The 21108-nt window shown below is 38.9% G+C and carries 9 protein-coding genes; 3 read left to right on the top strand and 6 right to left on the bottom strand.

All coding sequences use genetic code 11. The annotated features are described in order from the left end of the window. Window positions 1-11: 11 nt before the first annotated feature. From AAG807_RS11665 to AAG807_RS11640, 6 genes are all read right to left on the bottom strand, one after another. Entirely contained in the window at window positions 12-920 is a 909-nt protein-coding gene (locus AAG807_RS11665) for a type IX secretion system membrane protein PorP/SprF (protein ID WP_341903929.1), read from the bottom strand. An 11-nt stretch (window positions 921-931) separates the two neighbouring features. Further along, a complete protein-coding gene (locus tag AAG807_RS11660; RefSeq protein ID WP_341903927.1) occupies window positions 932-6916 on the bottom strand; it encodes a gliding motility-associated C-terminal domain-containing protein in 5985 nt (1994 codons plus the stop codon). A 229-nt stretch (window positions 6917-7145) separates the two neighbouring features. Then, complete coding sequence (locus AAG807_RS11655; RefSeq protein ID WP_341903925.1) at window positions 7146-7889, bottom strand: LytTR family DNA-binding domain-containing protein; 744 nt, start codon at window positions 7887-7889, stop codon at window positions 7146-7148. Continuing rightward, window positions 7879-10629, bottom strand: a complete 2751-nt coding sequence (locus AAG807_RS11650) for a histidine kinase (protein ID WP_341903923.1) — start codon at window positions 10627-10629, stop codon at window positions 7879-7881. The genes AAG807_RS11655 and AAG807_RS11650 overlap by 11 nt, the downstream gene beginning before the upstream one ends. Window positions 10630-10947: 318 nt before the next feature. After that, on the bottom strand, window positions 10948-12924 hold the full coding sequence (locus tag AAG807_RS11645; RefSeq protein WP_341903921.1) for a T9SS type A sorting domain-containing protein: 1977 nt from the start codon (window positions 12922-12924) through the stop codon (window positions 10948-10950). Window positions 12925-12995: 71 nt separating this feature from the next. Next, window positions 12996-16409: a T9SS type A sorting domain-containing protein gene (locus tag AAG807_RS11640; protein WP_341903918.1), complete on the bottom strand. Its 3414-nt coding sequence runs from the start codon at window positions 16407-16409 to the stop codon at window positions 12996-12998. A 116-nt stretch (window positions 16410-16525) separates the two neighbouring features. Here AAG807_RS11640 and AAG807_RS11635 point away from each other — a divergent pair, with 116 nt between their 5' ends. From AAG807_RS11635 to AAG807_RS11625, 3 genes are all read left to right on the top strand, one after another. Further along, window positions 16526-17608, top strand: coding sequence for an AraC family transcriptional regulator (locus AAG807_RS11635; RefSeq protein ID WP_341903916.1), 1083 nt, complete (start codon window positions 16526-16528; stop codon window positions 17606-17608). A gap of 538 nt (window positions 17609-18146) precedes the next feature. After that, on the top strand, window positions 18147-18866 hold the full coding sequence (locus AAG807_RS11630; protein ID WP_341903914.1) for a VIT family protein: 720 nt from the start codon (window positions 18147-18149) through the stop codon (window positions 18864-18866). Between the two features lie 518 nt (window positions 18867-19384). Continuing rightward, window positions 19385-20932 (top strand): BBE domain-containing protein, encoded by a 1548-nt coding sequence (locus AAG807_RS11625; RefSeq protein ID WP_341903912.1) that lies wholly within the window; start codon window positions 19385-19387, stop codon window positions 20930-20932. Window positions 20933-21108: the final 176 nt, after the last annotated feature.

Below are 21108 nucleotides of genomic sequence, written 5' to 3'. Positions count from 1 at the left end.
TTATGGGATGTCTAAAAATATCTAGGGTTCGAAATAGTTGCCTTTCTTAGGTTCAAATCGTAACTTAACATTAGTTCATGTGTCCCTGCACTGTGTTTTCTTATAATTGACGTAGAAAGATCAAAAGAATATCCAAATTTAAGTTGGTTCGATAGCTGATATTGGAAAAGTAATCCGGCACTCTCTTCCAAACGGTAATTAGCCCCCAACCACAACTTGTCATAAAAAATAACCGCCAATGAGACTTCCAAGGCCATTGGTGCTCCTTCGGTAATTTTCAACATGGTGGAAGGTCTCAATTTTAGCATTCTACTCAGTGTTGCATAACCTCCTGCACACAAATAATAGTGTCTTTGATTTTGAAAATAAATTAATCCGTTTGAAAGATTCGTTTCCAGTATTTTTGGACTTGCAGCTCCAACGAACCATTTTTCAGAATAATAATATATGCCAAATCCAACATTAGGATCTAATCTATTTTCATAAACACCTGTAAGTTCTTCATCGGTTATGTCTTGCTTCGTTAAAGCCGCTAAATCATAATTTAATAAATTAATCCCAGCCTTAACACCAAATGAAAGCTTTGCCTTATTTTTTTTAAATTTTAATGAATAAGATAAATCAGCATTGATCCAATTTGATCTTACGGGTCCGACAACGTCATTTAAAACACTTACCCCAATACCTAAGCTTTTGTATATCAAAGGTGTGTTGAAGCTAAAACTGGAAGTCATTGGAGCATTGCTCATTCCAAACCACTGTTGTCTATGTAGACCCACCATATTTAGCATTCCACGACTACCGGCATAAGCAGGATTGTAATACTGCATATTATCCATATACTGGGTAAATTGCGCCTCTTGTTGAGACCATATAACTTTACTCTGAAGTAAAATAATAAGTATAATATATTTTCTCATATTGGTAGGAATTAACGTTTTAAGTATACAAATCCATTATAGGTATTATCAATTGAAGCGTTGCTATTACCTAATTCCAAAATGTAATAATAGACTCCGTCAGGTAAAAGATCTCCTCCAACATTATAGCTGCTTTGACTTCTTCCATCCCATTCATTCAAATAATTATCTGACTCAAACACCGCCTCTCCCCAGCGATTGAAAATAATCAACTTAGAATTCGGGAATCGCTCTATTCCTTCGATTACGAAATAATCGTTCTTGCCATCCTTGTCTCCAGGAGAGAATGATTCATAAAAAATCAGTTCACAATCGATCGGATTAACTGTAAAAGAACAAGAATCAACATTCCCCCAATTATCGGCTGCTATTAACCAAACAACGATCTGCTTTGAAAGCAGTGTTCCCGGTGCCGGCTTTTGACTAATTGTTATATTCGACCCTGTCGTAGAGCAATTGTCGGTTACAACAATCCCAAACGAAGTATAATCAGGAAGTGCAAATTCACAATGATCATCAACAGCTATTTCCTGGTCACCTATACAATTAATTTGAGGTGCAATCGTGTCTAAAACAATTACATTAAATGAGCATGAATCAACGTTTCCAGCGGCATCACTTGCATAAATCCAAATAACAGTGTTGGCTGTTATTAAAGTTCCGGCTGATATTGATTGTGTAATTGTGATATCAATGCCTTGTTGCGAGCAATTGTCTGTGACTATTAATTGTGAGCTTCCTGTGAAATCTGGTAAGATCACATCACAATTCTGACCCAAAAACAACGTAGTGTCCGAAATACAATTCACAATGATTGGATTTGTTTGATCTTCAATGGACATCAAAAAGGAACAGGAATCAACATTACCTGAACCATCCGCAGCATAGATCCACACAATAGTGTTAGCAGTTACCACCGATCCGGCTAAAGGAACCTGAGAAATGGTGATATCAACATTCTGCGTTGAACAATTATCCGTTACAACCAATTGGGAATTCGAAGTAAAATCCGGTACAATTGCATCACACAATCCACCTATGGTAGCCACCGTAGTATCACTAATACAATTTATTATTTGTGGATTCAGGTTGTCTTCAACAGTGACAGTTGATGTACAAGTAGCTATATTTCCATTCACATCTATCACCGTCATTGTTACGGTGTTTGCTCCTAAGTTGGAGCAATTGAAGCTGTTTGGTGAAACCGTAATAGTTGATACCCCGCAAATATCTGTCGATCCATTGTTGATGTTGGAGGGGGTTATGGAAGCATTACCGGATGCATCTAATGCAACGGTAAAGTTTTGACAAATTGCAATTGGCGGAATGTTATCTACGACAGTTACCATAGCATTACACGTTGATACATTCCCGCTACCATCGGTAACCGTTAATGTCACTGTATTGGCACCAACATTGGAGCAATCAAAAGTGTTTGGAGATACAGATATTGACGCTATAGCACAATTGTCTGTTGAACCATTATCAATGTCCGCGGTTGTTATGGAAGCATTGCCCGAAGCATCTAAGTTCACAGTAAAATTTTGACAAACCGCCGTTGGGGGAACAACATCAATTACAGTTACTGTAGATGTACAGGTGGATACATTTCCACTACCATCGGTGACTGTTAATGTTACGGTGTTGTTCCCCAGGTTGGCGCACGTAAATAAATTTGGTGAGACAGTCATGGAAGCAATGGTGCAGTTATCCATAGATCCGTTATTGATAGTTGCTCCTGTTATGGATGCTGTACCTGCAGCATTTAAATTCGCAGTATAGTTTTGGCAAAGCACAGTTGGTGCAATAGTATCAATGACTGTTACAGTCGACGTACAACTGGATGAATTTCCATTCACATCTGTTACAGTCAACGTTACCGTGTTTGCTCCTAAGTTTGAACAATTGAAATTATTAGGGAAAACCGTCATTGACGCTATTCCACATGCATCATTAGATCCGTTATGGATAGTTGCTGGAGTTATTGTAAGTGTTCCTGATGTATTTAACGCACCTGTAAAGTTTTGACAAATCACCGTAGGAGGTAAATTATCTAACAAACTCATATTGAAACTGCACGAGTCAATATTTCCATAGGCATCCTCCGCATACAGCTTTACAATGGTATTACCCTGTCCTGTTAGAATAGTACCTGCAGCAGGAATTTGCGAATAATCTATATTCATAGAAGCACTGCAGTCATCTGTAATTGAAACCGTGCTTTTAAAATCAGGGACAACATACTGACAGCTGTTGTTTAAGTAAAAGGTTGTGTCGTTGCAACCGCTTATGGTTGGCGCCACCGTATCTAATACGATTGCTGTTATGGTGTTATTAATAGTACATCCCGATTCGAACGTTGTACTTAAGGTGTATGTACCGGATTGGAAAACAGGAAAAGTTGTTCCGGTTGAACCATCAGACCATAAATAAGAGGCGTTTGAGGTTCCTAAATTGCCGGTTGTCAGTACATATGGTGCTCCGGTACAATAAAAGGTAGTATCCGATCCTAATCCTGAGATAGAAGCATATGGAAGAAATGTCCAGTTACTGTTTCCACCGTTATCACTACCATAAACTAAATAATCTGAAGCATTACAACCTGATGCTAAATTGGCATTTATATCTTTAATCGCACCATATTTGATTTCTGTATTACAACCATTGTTGGTAAAAGAAACAGGTGTTCCTGCAACACTTGATTCAATTCTAAGTGGATTACACGGCGAGCCGAACGCTATCAATGTATCGTTTACAATGTAAGAATATCCGGCAGAGAGTATATTGACAGATGATGGGGCATAAATTAAGGTATCTATTGTATAATTGCTGTTTAACACACTATTTGTACCTTGCATCTCGACTTTATTGAATCTTACCAGGTTAGAGCCATTAAATTGTGTTATTCTGCAATTAGAAGTCGCTGTACAAATAACATTGTGAAAGTCAACAGGTGTTGATGTATAATTTGAAAGGATTAGATTCCCTGTAGTACAAATAATGGTACTATTCGTAGCAACAAAACCAGCAGAATTAAGATGTGAAGAAGACCAACTTCCTGATCCTACACTGTTTTGTGAATATCCGGCTACATAAACTTCAATAATAGAATTCGAGATATCTGCAAAGTTTGTTCCCAAAGAACCTAAATTAACCGCTCCAATTCTAATATCGTATCCATTTGTATATAAACTACCGGCAGTTAAGTCTAATCTTGAACTCGTTCCGGTTGACGAGATTTTATGTCTTATATCATATCTCCCACCACCCAGCAGTCGAATTGCTGTTTGTATCAGTACGTCATCCGTATTGATAATTTGTCCGTTTACGGAGGTTGATACACCATAAAAAAGTGTTTTTCCAGTATGATTATGCACCATACCTGTACTTAACAGATATGATCCGTAAACGGATAAATCAAGGGTTCCTGAAAATACCGGTGCGAATGCTGTAGCAGAAGCATCCCATGTCATATTCTTACAATCACCGTTAACGTTTAAAGTTACCGTTTGCCCCATTCCGGAAAAAGATCCGCCATCAAAAAACACATTGTCATTGGATGTGGGAATACATCCACCCGGATTAGTTATTGAAGGATTCCCGCCTGAGACGCCTATACTCCAATGACCTATCCCATCACTCCAGTTGCCCGTACCATTCACCCAATAAAAATTTCTTGTAACTCCGGGATTGACGATTACATTCATCAAATTCCCCAAACTGACACCATTATTGACGGTTAAAGTAGCTCCTGTGGCTCTAACATCTTTTATAACAGCATTCGTTATGGTAAAAGGTAAACTCGCTTTAAAGAATCTGGTTTGCGTACCGCTTAAAACTGATTTAATCAACATCAATTCACCACAAACTCCTCCTATTGTGTTTATACCGTTTAAAATGGTATACAAACCTTGATGACTGAAATTATACGTTTTTCCTGAAGTTAAATTCAAGTTATTTACAGTAAACCCCCATATCCCTAAAAAATCAGTGTTATCATTACAAGTAATGTTATTAAAACGAAAATCTATAATGTAAGATGGACCACTAAACGTTGGAGTTGCTAGAGTCCTCATTGTCATTAAACCATTAAAAACAACATCGTTAAATTGTACAATTGGAAGAATGGTATTCGGTGCAGGAATAGTAGTAGGTCCACCCAGAAAAGTTGCAGTTACTGTGGGTCCACCGGTATAAGTAACCAATGAATTAATGGCAGAAAAACCGGTTAAATTAACATTACTAATGATTGAACTGTTTAGTACATTAATATTGGAATTATCAATATTGACAGATCGATTTAAAATACCATCAACATACCAATTAAATGTAGTTATCACTTTTCCATTGGCATTAAAGTTTCCACTCAAAACACTAAAATTGAGTCCGCATGTAAGATTATCTACCAACGAAAAATTACCAGAACCTTGAAAAGTTACACTCCCCGAATAGGTCGTTGTTCCAGATTGCAAAGTATGTACTCCCTTTCCTATCATCATAATTGAATTTACTGCATTCGCACCTGCGAAATTGGCATTTCCCGCTATGGTAATTGTCCCATTAAAATTTCCTTCTTTGGCAGGATCAGTTACTGTTATATTTCGACACAAAGCAAAACCTGAACCTAGTCCAACCAAGGTGTTTACGGTTTGACCCACAGCAGTAAATGAATTTGCGTCAAACACAACATCATCCAAAATCGAAGGAACGCAACCCGTTGCTGCTTGAGGCGCCCCACCGGAACCACTAACCGACCATTGAGTGGGATCGAGCCAATCACCAACGCCACCGACCCACCAAAAGGTTTGACTTGCAGGGCTTGGCAATGTCCAGGAAACGGCTGTCCCTGTATTTCCAACTATGTTATTCTCAATAGTACCGGTATAACCAACTCCTGTAAAATTAACTGCATTAAAATTGATGGTAGAATTACTTACCGCGGATAAGGTATTAACGGTACTCGCGTTTATTGTCGAAAATCCTAAGCAGTTTGTTGGGGTAATGAGATTTGAAAAGCTGATGGTACCATTTAAACTCAAATTACTTGTTCTTGCAAATTTCAGGGTGTTGACAATCCAATTTCCACCGCTATTTTGAAAATTATTGACTTCCTTCGAATCAATGATCAAGGTATCAAGGTTCATATTATATAATCCTCCAAACCCGGTCGCACCTCGCTCAATTTCTTGTGTTGAATTTCCTCCTGCGAAGGTTATTGATTGCATGCTTACAGCCGGACCGGTACCTCTCAATACGAAAACATCAGGATTTCCACCCCCACCTACAGTACCAACCCCCCATACACTTAATCGAGTACCAGTGTAGATACCGGTAAAACCAGTTGTGTTATTGTAAACAAAGATGCGTGTACTAATAAAAGAGTTGCTCAAATTGATGGTATTACCAGAGGATGCATTTAGTGTAATACTCCCGAAACCAGATGAAATTAGTTTGCGACCATTTGAATTAAAATTCGCACTCATCGACAAGACCAACACATTCAAATCGTGGGTTAAATTCACGGTTCCTTGGTTACAATTCAATGTCCCAAAATAGGTTGCTGTCGTATTGACGTTCGGGTCGCAATTGATGGTTTTCGTGGTAGAGCCAACCAAGTTAACTGTTGCACCGGTAAAAAAAGCATTTGTATTTGCAGTAATATTGCCACTGAAGCTACCTGTACCTGTGAAATTGTATGATCCGGGAGAGGAAACGGTTATGCTCCCTGCTGAAATACCGCCTAAATCCACAGTCATTATAGTTGAATTTACCGGAAAGAATAGATCATTACTTGCGGAAAGGGCAGAACCCGGCGCTGTCGCATTTCCGGGAGCGGTCTCCCAGTTCCCGATATTACTTGCCAGATTATTGGATGCATTGGCCCTCCAGTACAAATTTTGAGAAAAACTGTTCAATTTCACCAAGAAAGTTAGAAGGACCAATACTAATCCCCGATTAAAACCTCTAAATCGTAAAATCCGTTCAATAGTTTCCATAGCTAAATTCGTTATAAGGTTTGAATGATTTGCACAAAAAATGGTACAAAATCACCACAACATTACAACGAACAACGCTTTTAGCGGATCTCAGTAAACAAACGGTTAAATAAAGGAATAGATGGTGTTTTTAAGGAATAATCAGCTAGGCATGTTGCTGAAAAAGTCCAATCTTTGTTCCCTGATTTTAGTTACGAATTCAAATGGGCTTGTGTATTCTCAATAAAAACTACAAATTGAAGCGCTGTTGTAATTCATTCTTTTTCCTTCTCGAGATCGGAATTTTAATTCCCTTATTCATTTCAAAAAAGAACCCATTGACTTTATCGATGGATTTTACGAAATTTAGATTAACGATAAATGAATTGTGGCACCTAAAAAAAATGGAAGAATCAAGGTAGGATTCGTATTCTCCAAGATTACGCGAAGAAACAATAAAACTGTTATTGATCGTGTGAAACTCAGAATACTTACCGTCAGATTTAATAAATAGTATATCCTTACTTTTTATAAACTCAATTTTATCGCCAGTAGGTATCGCAATCAATTCAGTATTGCTACTGGCATGTAATTTTTGTAGAGCATTTATTCTGGAGTAATAACTCTCATCAACAATTCTTTTACGCACTCGTTCAATAGCATCTAGCAGCGCGTCAATCTGGATTGGCTTTAACAAATAGTCTATAGCATTGTACTTGAAAGCTTTTATAGCAAAGTCATCATGGGCTGTTGTAAAAACGACCTGATAATCGGATATCGTAAGTTTATCCAGCACGTCGAAAGCTGTGCCATTTTCAAGCATAATATCTAAAATCAAAAGATCAGGAGAGTGTTTATTAATAAAGTCAATAGCATCATTAACGTTTTCCAAAATAGTGAGAATCTCTATATCCGGGCAATATTTTAATAGGAAGTGTTTTAATAAAAAAACATTATCTGCCTCGTCTTCCAAAATTACAGTTTTAAGTTTCATTTGACACAGGTATAATTAATTTGGCTCTTGTACCGATTGAACTATTTTCATTTTTTATTTCTTCAATAGATAACACTATTTTCTTCGAATACAGTTGATTATAAGTTTCTATTCTTTCTTTTAATATTGTTGAACCCCAAGACTTATGATTCGCTTTTTTTCTGATCATATATGAAGCCTCAATGCCTATTCCATTGTCTTCAATTAGGATAATGACTGAATCGTTATTCTCACTAAATCGAACTAATAATGTTCGTTCACTTTTTAAAGGAACCAACCCATGTAAAATAGCATTTTCAACAAGCGGCTGTACTAGCATCGTTGGTATCAAAAGTCCTTTGATGTTATCATTAAATTCAACATTATAATTAAGCAATCCATTTAATCGTTGCTTTTCCAATTCAATGTAAGAGATTAAATACTCAATTTCATCTGCCAATTTTATTTTTTCATACCTACTGTTATCAAGAGTTTTTCGTATGAACGAAGAAAAATTTGTCACAAATCGATTGGCTTCTTTTTCACCTTTTAAAATCATCGCACTTTGCATGGAATTCAAAGCATTAAAAACCAAATGAGGATTCATCTGAGAACGCAAAGCTTGTAACCTTAAAATTGAATTTTTACTTTCAAGCTTCATGCGAATGGACCTTTTTTTAATGATCCAATGAGACATAAAACCGATAATACTTGAAAACAGCAAAAAGACTAAAATTTTAAATAAAATTCCATCAGTAAATTTTGCTTTAATTTGAAAAGAGTATTTTATGTAATTCGTATTGTTCTTGGCACCACCATCTTGCGCATAGACCATTAAGGTGTACTTTCCTGCGTTCAACCCATCATATCGAATCTTCCCATCTGTTGTATAATGGAATTTATAATCATGCCCAACTAGTTTATATTTATATTGGACATTACCAAAGCTTTCATACAACAAACCACAAAAAGAAAATTCAAAATTATTTTCTTCACTATTAAATGAATGTTTATTAATTACCTTTTTCTCGTTACATTCAATATCAGTAAAAAATAAATTTATTTTCCTCGGTTTCGCTTTCAACGCAAGTTTCTTGTCTAAAACAAAAAAATCACGCACACCGCATAAAAATATTTTTTTTTCATCACACGAAACAAATAACAACTCTTTATTCGTATGAAATCCACCAATGTAGAGTTTCTGCATTTTGCTGAAGGTGTTATTTCTTATTTGAGTAGTATACACACCTTTGTTAGTAGCAATAAAAACAACATTCTTATCTACAAAGATGGAATTGATGGAAAGTCCCATTAACGATGAATCTAAAACAGTTAATTTCTGATCCATTAATCTCATCCCGTTTCCACTTGTCCCGAATAGTATTTTGTTTTCAAATTGCGCAACTGTGCTAATAGGACCAATTTTCCTTTGATTTATGATTCTCTTTGATATCCTGTTAATCTCATAACTCATATCGTTAGAAAATAAAAACACTTTATTTCCCAGAATCAAACTATTTCGGACTCTTATAGGATTATTGATCGAATCAGCCTTTATTATTTTTTTAGGATGGATCAATTTGTAGGTTTCAAATCCAGAAATAAATGATAAGCTATCAAACCAGGAAAAGCTATAAAAAGAATTTAAATGATTTTGAGCTCCTTTCCGTGTATTGGCTAATGTCCATTTTCTATTGTTCTTGTCAAGAACCAGTACACTATCCAATTTTAAAACATAAATGTAACTTCCTACGGAATTGATGGATTGAATATTTGTTACACCGGGGACAAAAAAAACAGAATTGCTGTAATCCGATTTTGAATACTTAATCAGAGTTGAATTTCTATTTGCAACAAAAATATTCTGGTTATCAAAGGTGAAAAATTTTGCCACCAAATCTGAGTTTGGGAAATTATACTGTTGCACATTTAAAACATGTTTAAATCGTGGAATTATTGTTACCGAACCAGAACGATTGATCACCCATAAATTTTGTTTCGAATCAATATAAATCCATTTGATCGACTTAGTGTGTTTTAAATAACTATCCAGTTTCGATTCAATCCACTTTACTCTTTTACTTAAATCAAAACCTCTATATACTCTTGACTTACCATTTTTTATTATTACAAAATCACTTGTCGGATTAATAAAAAACACGTTTTGATTGATGAAAGTCTTACCTCCTATTTCTTTTTTTAAAATTTGTTTAAATGCTTTTAAATTCTGTAGAATTATTTCATCTAAGTTTCGAGTCGTTTTTACATCGTATATAGAAAATAAGTCATTTTTATCTTGCTTCAGTTTTACTAACTTTTGCCCGTCATAAGTAACTTTGAATTTTCCATCAGCACTGATAAACGAGAGTGTTTTTCCCTTTTCACTTTTAAAAAGCATCGTAAAATCTTTACACACTGTTTCTGATGATTTGATTTTTTTAACACGATCGTTTTCTATGTAATAGATCCCAGAAAAATAGCCTCCGAGCCAGATTCGATTTTTACTATCAACATTGATATGCCATATATCGTTTATTGGCAGCCCATCTTCCGTATTAAAAACTTTGAACTTTTTGCCATCAAATTTCGCTACCCCGTTCAATGTGGCAAACCACATTAAACCTTGTTTATCCTCTATACAACGATAAATTTCATAGCTTGGTAAGCCATTATTTTGGTTATAGGTTTTTGAAAGATATCCCTGCGAAAAACCGATGAATGAGAACGAAAGTAAAATCTGAATTAGAAGATATTTAATCATAAAAGTTTAGAATAACAACTCAAAAAAAAGATTTTCACAATAAAACAATTGGCACAAACCAAGGATTCAGATGTTCTTATCAAGATCACTCGGTATTCAAAGCTAATAATAGCTAATGAAATCATACACTTCAAATGACCTATTTTAATTAAGGCATTTTAACTTAGAATAAGAATGAAAACAAAAAAAGGTTGCCAAAACTTGACAACCTTTTTCTTTGTAGCGGGAAGGCTACCGGTATCGAACAATGAACTCGCTGAAGATGCAGACATTATTACCTGCTTTTAACAGGAGACCCTATGTTTAATCACACTAGTCCTATTCTTTTATCAGTTTCAAAACGGTCTGCTGACTGTCGGTTTTCACTTCCAGGAAATAAATTCCGGCTTCGCCTGCAATCGAGCAATCTGTTTTTCCGGATGAACCAATTGATTGGGAGCAAACAACCTGACCGATCGCATTTTTAATCACAACCGTTGCATCAGCGTACGCAGCTCCAAGGTCAATGGTAACAGAACCCTTCGTTGGATTCGGGTAAGCCCGGAAGTTGGAATTAGCAGTAAGGTCAGTTAAACCAACCGTTGTAATGTTCACGCAGGCAGAAGTATCGCTACAGTTGCCATTGGAAACAATAACAGCATAAGATCCGTTGGCTGTTGCTGTAAAACTTTGAGCTGTTTCTCCTGAAATAGCAGCGTTAGTAGCACAATTGATCCATTGGTAAGTTCCGGTTCCCAGAGCAGAAATCGTCAAACTGTCCACTGTTACTCCGGTATTCACATCCGGATGAATGGTCAGAGTTGTAATGATGGTACTATCGCATGAATGGGCATCTGTAAAAACATCCGTATAAACTCCGGTAGTGGTGTAGGTATTGGTTCCTACAGTAACAGATCCGCTTCCACAGAACTCAAACGTTTGATTGGTAATGTTTTCAGGTCGAACCACAACTGTAAATGCTAAACGAAACGGATTGATACATGTTCCGTTATCTGCCTGAGCGTAGTAAATTGTTGTATCTGTTAGATTTGGTGTAGTGAACGGACTACTGGATGATACTAAATTACCGGCAGTAATACTGTCATGCCAAGTGACATTGTACCAGGACATTGCATGTATATTAGCAGACTCATTGTAACAAATAGTTGTTGAATCCAAAACATTCCCGTTAATTGAGCCAAATGTTAGATCCGGATATACTTCACTGGCCTGCCAGCTAAAAACCGGGTAACCGTTGTTTTTACATTCCCCCATTTTCCAGATGTCGTCGGTTCCGTTGGCAGATTCATTGATGAAATCCCAGGTAGCAGTTGTAAACGTGCTTTGTGATCTCATTTCCAGGGTGGATTTCGGAGTTCCGCCGCTGCTGACCAATTGTCCGGTTGTTTCCACATCCCAAAAAGAATTATTAACCGTATTACCGCTGGTTAAAGTACCAATTAAACCGCCCACAAATGAAGTACCACTTACTGCTCCTGCGGCGTAGCAATTGGTAATGACTATTGAACCCAAACCAAAATTACCCACCAAACCACCCACATAATTAGTTCCGCTAACGGCTGCAAGGGAATAGCAATTGGTAATGAAGGAGTCATGTATAGTAGCAACAAGTCCTCCTACTTGTTCCTGACCGGTTAAATTTCCGGAAGTCGAACAATTGCTGATGGTTACCTCAGAAGCATAAGCAATCAATCCGGCAACGAGATCGCCTCCGTTCACGTTTACACGGGTGAAGCAGTTGTTAACGGTGGCTAAGTCAACCTCTCCGATCAACCCACCAATGGTTGTTTGTCCTGAAATGGTTCCGGTAACCGAACAATTTAAAATAGAAGCCCCAGAACTTACTATTCCTGAAATCACCCCAATATAACTCTGTCCGGTAATCGTTACGTTTCTTAAATCCACAGCACGTACTTCAGCATTGGGATGATTAACAGATGCGAAAAATCCGATACCGTCCTCGTTTGGTCTGTTGATATACAAGCTATCAATAAAGAAATGGTTACCGTCATACGTCCCGATAAAGTACTGGTTGATGTTTCCTCCGATCGGATCAAACCCGGATCCACCATTGTAAAAGTCACCACCCGGAGCAAAATCAGCGGATGTGAATACGATATTTGCTGTTTGTTTGAAGTGGTAACCTACTTCACTCACATTTTCGCTTAAGTATTTTAAATCGGCTTTGTTGGCAATCAAATACGGGTCAGCTACCGTACCGGAACCACCGGAATAGCTTTGTGCAATACCTGCACTGCTGATAACCAAAAAGAGGAGTGTAAAGAATTGTTTCATTTTTTAAATAACTGATTATGTGATTGAAACAGGAAGAGGATGCGTCTAGACACATCCTCTTTGTTTGTTAATTATTGTTTGATGATTCGGTCGGTGATGATCTGACCTCTTTCGTTGCTCATACGAATCAGGTAAATCCCCGCATCGAATTCCGATAGGTTACACGAAGTAATTCCGGAATCTGTTCGTTTTTCAAAGACTTTCACACCCAGTGCATTGTAAATTTCAATGTTCAGCTGATTGAAACTGGAACTGATCTGTACCAAACCGTTGGTTGGGTTCGGTGAAATCTTATAGTTAAAGATGTTTCCATTCGGATCAATTCCGGTGGTTCCACCAATCTCCTGAATGTACGCACAAACCGAAGTGTCTGCACAAACGGTGTTTGTAATGATACAAGCATAGCTTCCGGTATCCGCTGCGAAGAAAAGACTGTCAGTTGCTCCTGGAATAATTGCATAGTTGTTATCACAATTTACCCACTGGTAAGTTGTTCCGCTGGCCGTATTCAATGCTTTCAGGGTGTCTGAGCCGATCATGGTAATTTCGGAGTTGTTATCCAGGAACACGATTAAGTGCACAATACTGTCACAACCGTATTGGTTTTGGTAATTCAGCGTATACTCTCCGTCTACGGTGTAGCTAACTCCGTTGTATTCGGCAGAGGTACAGCCGAAAGCAAATTCCGTGGATTCGGTGCTTTCACATTCAAACGTAGTCAAAGCATCCGGTGTGGTGGCCATGAAGGTACTGAACTTGGTTACCGGGAAATTCGCTGCCCACACTTGTTTGGAAGTGTTCCACGTTGCGGTTGTATTATGTGTAATAGGTTGGGTATTTCCGCTTGAAGCCGTATGCAATTGCAGGATACTCATTGCCATGGTGCCTGCAGTGGTGTCGTTCGAGAAATCGGTTTGAGTTCCGTTGTTGGCATTGTAATGCACAATATCCGCGTGTGTGAAATACAACTCGATGCGTACGTTCGCGGAATCCATTTTCTGAGAATTGACTTCCGTTGTACGACGTACAAATTTGGTATCTCCTGCGCTGGTAGTGAAGAACGGAAGGTTGGTTGCTACTGTTTGCTTCACTTGCGTGCTTCCTGTTGGATTTCCGTCCGTGATGTCCGTGATGGTAGCCAAAGGCTCACAACCGGAATTGTCGTAGAAATTCACTGCCAATCCATCACCCGTGTTGATGATTGCAGAGGTTTTATTCCCGATATTGTTGGAAACCAGGCTCGAAGGGTCTACAGAGAATGCAAGATTTGTCATCGTGCTATCTGTTGGTCCATACGCAGTAATGGTGTAAGTGGTGTATGGCGCAACCTGTAGTGGAGTTCCGTGAATGGTTCCGGTGTTAGGATCGAAGAATAAGCCTTTCGGCAATCTCGGAGCAATTTTCATCATAAAGTAGGCGAGTTTTCTCATCTCACCGCTTGCTTTATTGGGAATTAGGAGTACACCCGCATTATTCGAACTCATAGCGATGACGTTGATCGGTTCATCCAGAGAGAAACCCGTACTGAATTCGGTCGTATTCGAAAATTTTCTTCCGACAACTGTGGTATCATAGGCTGCATTCGCACCCAATTCATACACCACATTTCGGGCAGAGGAAGACAAGTACATGTATCCGGATTCGGAGTGTGCAATGCTGATTCCGTCGATCTTCAGCGTATCGTTCTCCAATCCCGGGAATACCGGGTAGTAATTGTTGTCTGCTTTGCTGCGTTTCAGGATTTGGTTTCCGCCGATATCTGCCAGGTACATGTCCCCGAAGACGTCAAAGGCCATGCTCACCGGTTTGAAATAACTCAATTGCAGGTTCCCGGGAGCAGGTAAGTTGGTGATGGCAGCAGTTACCGGATTAATGGATGAAATATAGCTCGTTGAGGTATCGGCCACATAAATCAATCCGTCGTCACTACCCATGGCAATGGCAGATACATTGTTCAGAACTCCTGACGTCGTGGGACCCCATGAAAGATCGATGTTACCGCTAGGCTGTAGGCGATAAACAGCAGTTAAGGAAGGAAGTGAATTATCCTGTGCAACGGCATAAATCTGGTTAACGGAATCTGCAGCTATACCGGTAATATTCGTCAGCATGGCAGGCAGGGTTTCGACCAGATTCCCGTTAAAATCGTATTTTTTGATTTCATCATTTGACGTTGCTACAAATGCAAAATTCTGGTTGCGGCAAGCGGCCTTAATCCCACTGGAAACAGGAACAGTTTCATTCGTTATTTGAAGACTCATCTCAGCCCCTGTGATGGTTGCCGGTTGGTCTACCGTACTTCCCAAACAAATAGAAGGAGTAGCATTTACATAAGTAGGTGTGGGAGCTGGAGCTGGAGGTACAAATGTGATCTTGCGGATCAAGTTCTTCATATCATCCAAGATAAATAAATCTCCGGAAGAGTTCTTTACCATTCCGCATGGACCATAGAAACGGGCATTTAATCCTACACCATTTGCATCACCTATTTCTCCTCCTGCAATATCGGTAACCACATTCGTATTGGAAATTTTCGTGATATAACAATAGTTTTTAGCATATTTATAATCATTCGAAAACGCACTCGAAAAGCTCCTGATTACCCTGGGAACACACTCCAAGACGTAGATATCGTTGTTTACCACTTTAATATCAGCGATAGAGCGAAAACGAGCAGCAGTGCCGGGGCCGCTAATATGATTACTTTCTGTTGGATGTCCGGCAACTACCGTTTTTACCATTGTTTGTGGATTTAGTTTCACAACCGAAAACCCTTCTCCAAAAACAAAATTTCCGTTTGCATCGAAACATAAACCGTAAATCGGTTTTTGGCTCGTAAACAGTGTTTCAACTTTTTGATTAAACGGATTGATCCGTCTGATTCTAAAACGTTCAGTTGAAGCTATTTCTCCTATTTCAGAAATATACAGATTCCCAAAGATATCCGATGTCATGGAGTTTAGGAACGAAAAGCGTGCATTTTGACCTTGACCGGCGATGTTGTTGTTTGTATACCCTACTTCTGTAAGAGAACCTGCAATGATCTGGAATGTGTGCTGACCGGTTATTTTTGCAATTGTGTACCCTCTGGACACATAGATATTGGAGAATGCATCCACGTGGATTGCGGCGGATAGTCCACCTGAACCGAAAAAGTTTTGATTCAGATCGCTATAAATAGTTGTGACGATTCCCGATGGGGTAATTTTTCGGATCTTACCATTAACTATCTCAAGTACATACAAGTTGTTATTTCCATCGCTACAAATACTGGTTACGTCTTTAAATCCCGCCTGTGTTAAAGTTCCATCCTGGCTTTCATTCAACCCACTTCCCACATAGTCACTTACCTGAGCAATCAGTTGAGCAGAGGCATTCTGGAAGGTTAAGAGAAAAATAAGAGCGGCGATGATCCGTGAAAAGAATCCTTTCCGGTTCCATTGTACGGAGTTTAGCGACCAATGGCCAGTGCGTAGTTTTTTCATTATTGAATAAGTTGTAATCCGGTTCGAAATTAAGGTGGAATCGGAAAGGGAGCATGCTCCAAAAAGACATTTGTTTTTTCAAAAAGGAGAACGGAAGTCTTCGAAAAACGAAATCCTTGAAGTATCTTTCGCCCATGGAAGGAACGTTTTCGAACATCTTGGCCGCCTGGTATAAAAAGTTTCAGCGTTATAAAGTCGGTTATAAGGATGGAAGTTATCAGTTGAATAATTTGTTTCAGTCGCCTGAAACCATGATTGAGAGTTTTGATCAAATGCCTTTCACCAAGCATGATCCGATCCGAAAATCACTGTCATCTGCCAGTATTTTCCTGAAATCGATGATGTACTATTGCAACCCGGAAACCGAACTCTGGGTCATGATTTCTAACCTGCATTTCCAAAAAAACCTCCTCATGCGCAACTTGTATGACGAGAAACTTCCTCTGGAATATCACTTTATCAATTTACACGTCAAAACAACCACACTCGTCAATAAATCCATGGTCAACGGATTGGTGACCAAAGGAAATACCTGGTCCCTGTTTAAAGCCGGATGTTCACAAACCGAGTACCACTTTAAGAATTCGGAAGAAAAGAATATCACCGTTTTTTTTACCAGCAGGTGGTTGGAGCAACAAAAAGAGGCGAACCAGGTGTCCCGGAACAGCAAGCTAGCTGATTTCTTTGAATCACCGAATACCTTTTTGATTTTAGACGAAACAGACCCGGTCTATGAATCCATCTGGCATGAAATGATGGAGTTGGCACAGAAGGGTGTCGATCAAAATAAGGAAGTCATTCAGCAGTTGACCTATCGGATCTTGTTTGAGTTCATCGAAAAGCTCAATACAGAGATCATTTCGGAGAATCACTTCAAACTCAACGATAATGACCGCAAGAACATTCAGCGTGCAGAACAGTTCTTAAATGATCACTTGTTCGGTGATTTCCCCGGGATTGAAAAAATAGCCCGGAAAGTAGGTGTTTCTCCAACCAAACTCAAAAATGATTTTAAGGGAATGCATGGTACAAGTGTGTATCAGTTTTTTAGTAAAAAACAAATGATGGCTGCCAGAGAGCTCCTTTTACAGAGGAAATACGCTATCAAAGAGGTTGCCGGCTTATTCGGTTACGAAAATGCGAGTAAGTTTTCGGCGGTTTTTAAGAAGGTCTTCGACACAAATCCTTCGGATATCTAATGCATGAAATAACGAAGGGCATCTTTCTGATACCCTGTCGTTCGGTGTAGAGGGGACATACGCCACCGCGAAAACGTGCGACCTTCAAAAATCTTAGACATAAAAAAACGGTAACCAAAAATTGATTACCGTTTCACTAGTCGCGGATAAACGACCGGTATCGAACAAGGAAGTGGCTGAGGACATAAACAATATAAGTTTACTTTAGCGAGATAACTTTTAATAAAAAGAGGGAAACCATTCACTGCATTGAATCCTTTCGGACCTTCTTCCAAATCGAAGTTTACCTGGTCATTTTCCTTTTGATTTGAATTTTAACAATTCGTAGATTCAAAAAGTTCAACATAATAACTAATAATAGCTTTGAAGCCGGAAATTGAATTAATTAACTGATTTATATCATTGTAAACTTGATTTATTCTGGATATCCTTGTTTATTAAATCCCTTTTCCTAATTTAAAACTTCATGTTAGGAATCAGCTAAATATAGCTAAGGAAGATATCGAGTAACCCCATCACTGATGAATTTGTAGAAACTATGAAAAAGAAATCTGAATTACTGACAATTGACAACTATTTGGATAATCACTTTATTCATCGCAGTAATTGGTTAAGAGCAACTGTTTTGGGTGCAAATGATGGGATTATTTCATTATCCAGTCTTGCAATAGGAATTGCAACAGCAAGTGATTCAAGAGAACCTATAGTTTTGGCGACTGTAGCCGGTTTGGTAGCCGGAGCTTTATCTATGGCTGCCGGCGAATATGTTTCTGTAAGTTCTCAAACCGATACCGAAAAGGCAGATATTGAACGGGAAATTGAAGAACTGAAGGAAATGCCTGAACAGGAATTGAATATTTTAGCTCAGATTTATGAAAAGAGAGGGTTGAAAAAGGAAACTGCTATGCAGGTTGCTATGGAGTTGACGGAGCACAATGCGCTGGATGCTCATGTAAGAGATGAATTAGGAATAAATGAGGTAAGTCAAGCGAAACCAATACAGGCAGCTATGGCATCGTGTGGAGCATTTACAATCGGAGGAGCTTTACCGTTATTGGTTGTTTTGTTTGCTCCAGTTCAAGTTATGGAATATTGGCTATATGGTTTTACCATCTTGTTCCTGGCTACCTTGGGAATAATTTCGGCAAGAACAGGTGGTTCAAAAGTACCAAAGGCCGTTTTGAGAATTACTATTTGGGGAACGCTGGCAATGGGCTTATCCGCATTGGTCGGTTATCTCTTTGGAGTGAATGTTTAATAAAATAAAATTGTATTATTATGAATGATGCTCATTTTCATTTGGTGGTAAATCATCTGCCGCTGATCTTTCCGCTGGTCGGAGCAATTGTGTTGGTAACAGATTAGTCGCATATACACTCGCTAATCCTAAATTCATTGAACCGATGAAGGCTATCCTGTTAGAATCTTTCGACGAATTGAGCGAAGAAAGTAAAAAGCGAATTCAAAAAATGCTATTTCCTGAGGGTTTGGTGTATGACTTCAAAAAAGGCGAGTATCGAACATTGAGAGTGAATGTCTTTTTTTAGAGAATCTCAGCAATGGCAAGGGTTTCGGAAGATGCAAAAATAACGAAGGGCATCAGAAATGATGCCCTTCGTTCGGTGTAGCGGGGACATCCGCCGCGGCGGAAACGTGCATCCTTCGGGTTATGCGTTCCCGCCGCAAAACGTATATATTGGTTTTTCAAAGGGCAAGCTTTTTCAAACGACTGCATTTGGGCGCAAAATGATATATTTAGACTCTTAAACTATTCACATGAACCAACAAAGCAATACAAAAGGTTTTTCCAAATACCCTATCTCAGCAACAGACCCAAGATTTCCCAGTTTTTTACAAGGTTTTAACCAACGTTGGCAGGCAGGTTTCTGCGAAGTCGTTTATGTATGCTATTCTCCTCAAGGAGTAGCTGTTGCTTTGGAAGAAGCGATTTCCCTGTATGGGAAAAACGTTAAAATCAAAAGCGGAGGGCATTGTTATGAAAACTTTGTTTTCAGTGCTAAAACCAAGGCGATTATTGATGTTTCCGCAATGAGTGATTGCGGATATGATCCGGAAAAAGGATATTATCTGGATTCGGGCGGAACAAATTGGAGTGCTTTCAATAGCCTTTTCCGGGATTACGGAAAAGTACTTCCTGCCGGATCATGTTATTCTGTCGGTTTGGGTGGACATATTTGCGGTGGTGGTTACGGATTGCTATCGCGCCTGAACGGATTAACTGTTGATTGGTTGACGGGAGTAGAAGTGGTGGTTAAGCCAAATCCGGAAGAACCCGCGTCTGTGATCTATGTTTCAAAGGAATCTGAAGATCCCGATGAACAAAACCTTTTTTGGGGACATCAAGGCGGTGGAGGTGGAAATTTCGGAGTTATTACCCGATATTATTTCAAAGACTTACCAGACAGTCCCGTTTCTGCTTTTATCACGCAACTAAGTATCGATTGGAGTGAGCTCACACCAGAAATTTTAGATGCAGTTTTGACTCGTTTTACTGCAATTGCAGAAGGGTCTGATAACTGGAGGCAATTTGGAATTTTAGCACTGCATCATCAGGCTCAAGGAGCAATTGTCATGACGATTCAAACGGCAGTTTTAAAATCCGAAAACCCGGAAATAATCAGGCAACGTTACATCAACAATATACTTGAGGACTTAAGCGGATTGGTAACCTACCAACTCAACACAAGGCCTTCTGCAACTCACCTGGGCGGATTTGCTCAGCCGGTAGCTCATACCTTGAGTTATACATTTTATGAGGCAGTTCAAACGTTAAACGGTTCAGGAGCCAATCAACGCGGAAAATACAAATCCGCTTATATGCGGAAAGGATTCCCGATGTATCAGATCGAAGCAATTTACAAATATCTTACGCTTGTTCCTCAATCGCTCACACCGCAAGACATGACGCAGTGTTTGCTGCAAGTGGATACTTACGGAGGGGAAATAAATACGGTTTCTCCTACAGAAACAGCAATTCCTCAACGCTCATCAATCCTCAAATTGCAATATCAGGCTTATTGGACAGAAGAAAAAGATGATCATGCTTTTCTGGATTGGATGAATGAATTCTATACGACTGTTTACATAGAGACAGGCGGAACCCCCAATCCTCAACTCGATCCGACAGATAACGTGGATGGCTGCTATTACAATTATCCCGATTCTGATCTGAATGCCTTCGGTGGATTGGAAGGTGCTCTACAACTGTATTTTGGCGAAAATCTTCCGCGTCTGAAAGAGGTTAAAAAATGTTGGGACCCGACCGATTACTTCAATAGTTTTCAATCGATTCCGGCAGTGTGATTCGGATGTCTTAGTCCTATTCTTTTTGTGTATCGCTATTTTAGGACTAGACACCTTCCGCGTTCCCTGAAAATCATGTCGGCATAAACTTCTCGTCGTTTCAAAAAATTGCGCATAAAAAAAGGCTAATCTTGCGATTAACCTTTTTTCCTTGTAGCGGGGACATCCGCCGCGGC

It is taken from the genome of Fluviicola taffensis DSM 16823 (genome assembly GCF_943372375.1).
GTDB classification, from domain to species: Bacteria; Bacteroidota; Bacteroidia; order Flavobacteriales_D; family Crocinitomicaceae; genus Fluviicola; species Fluviicola taffensis_A.
The sequence above is the reverse complement of the archived record's forward strand: the minus strand, read 5'-3'. Positions and strand labels throughout refer to the sequence as shown.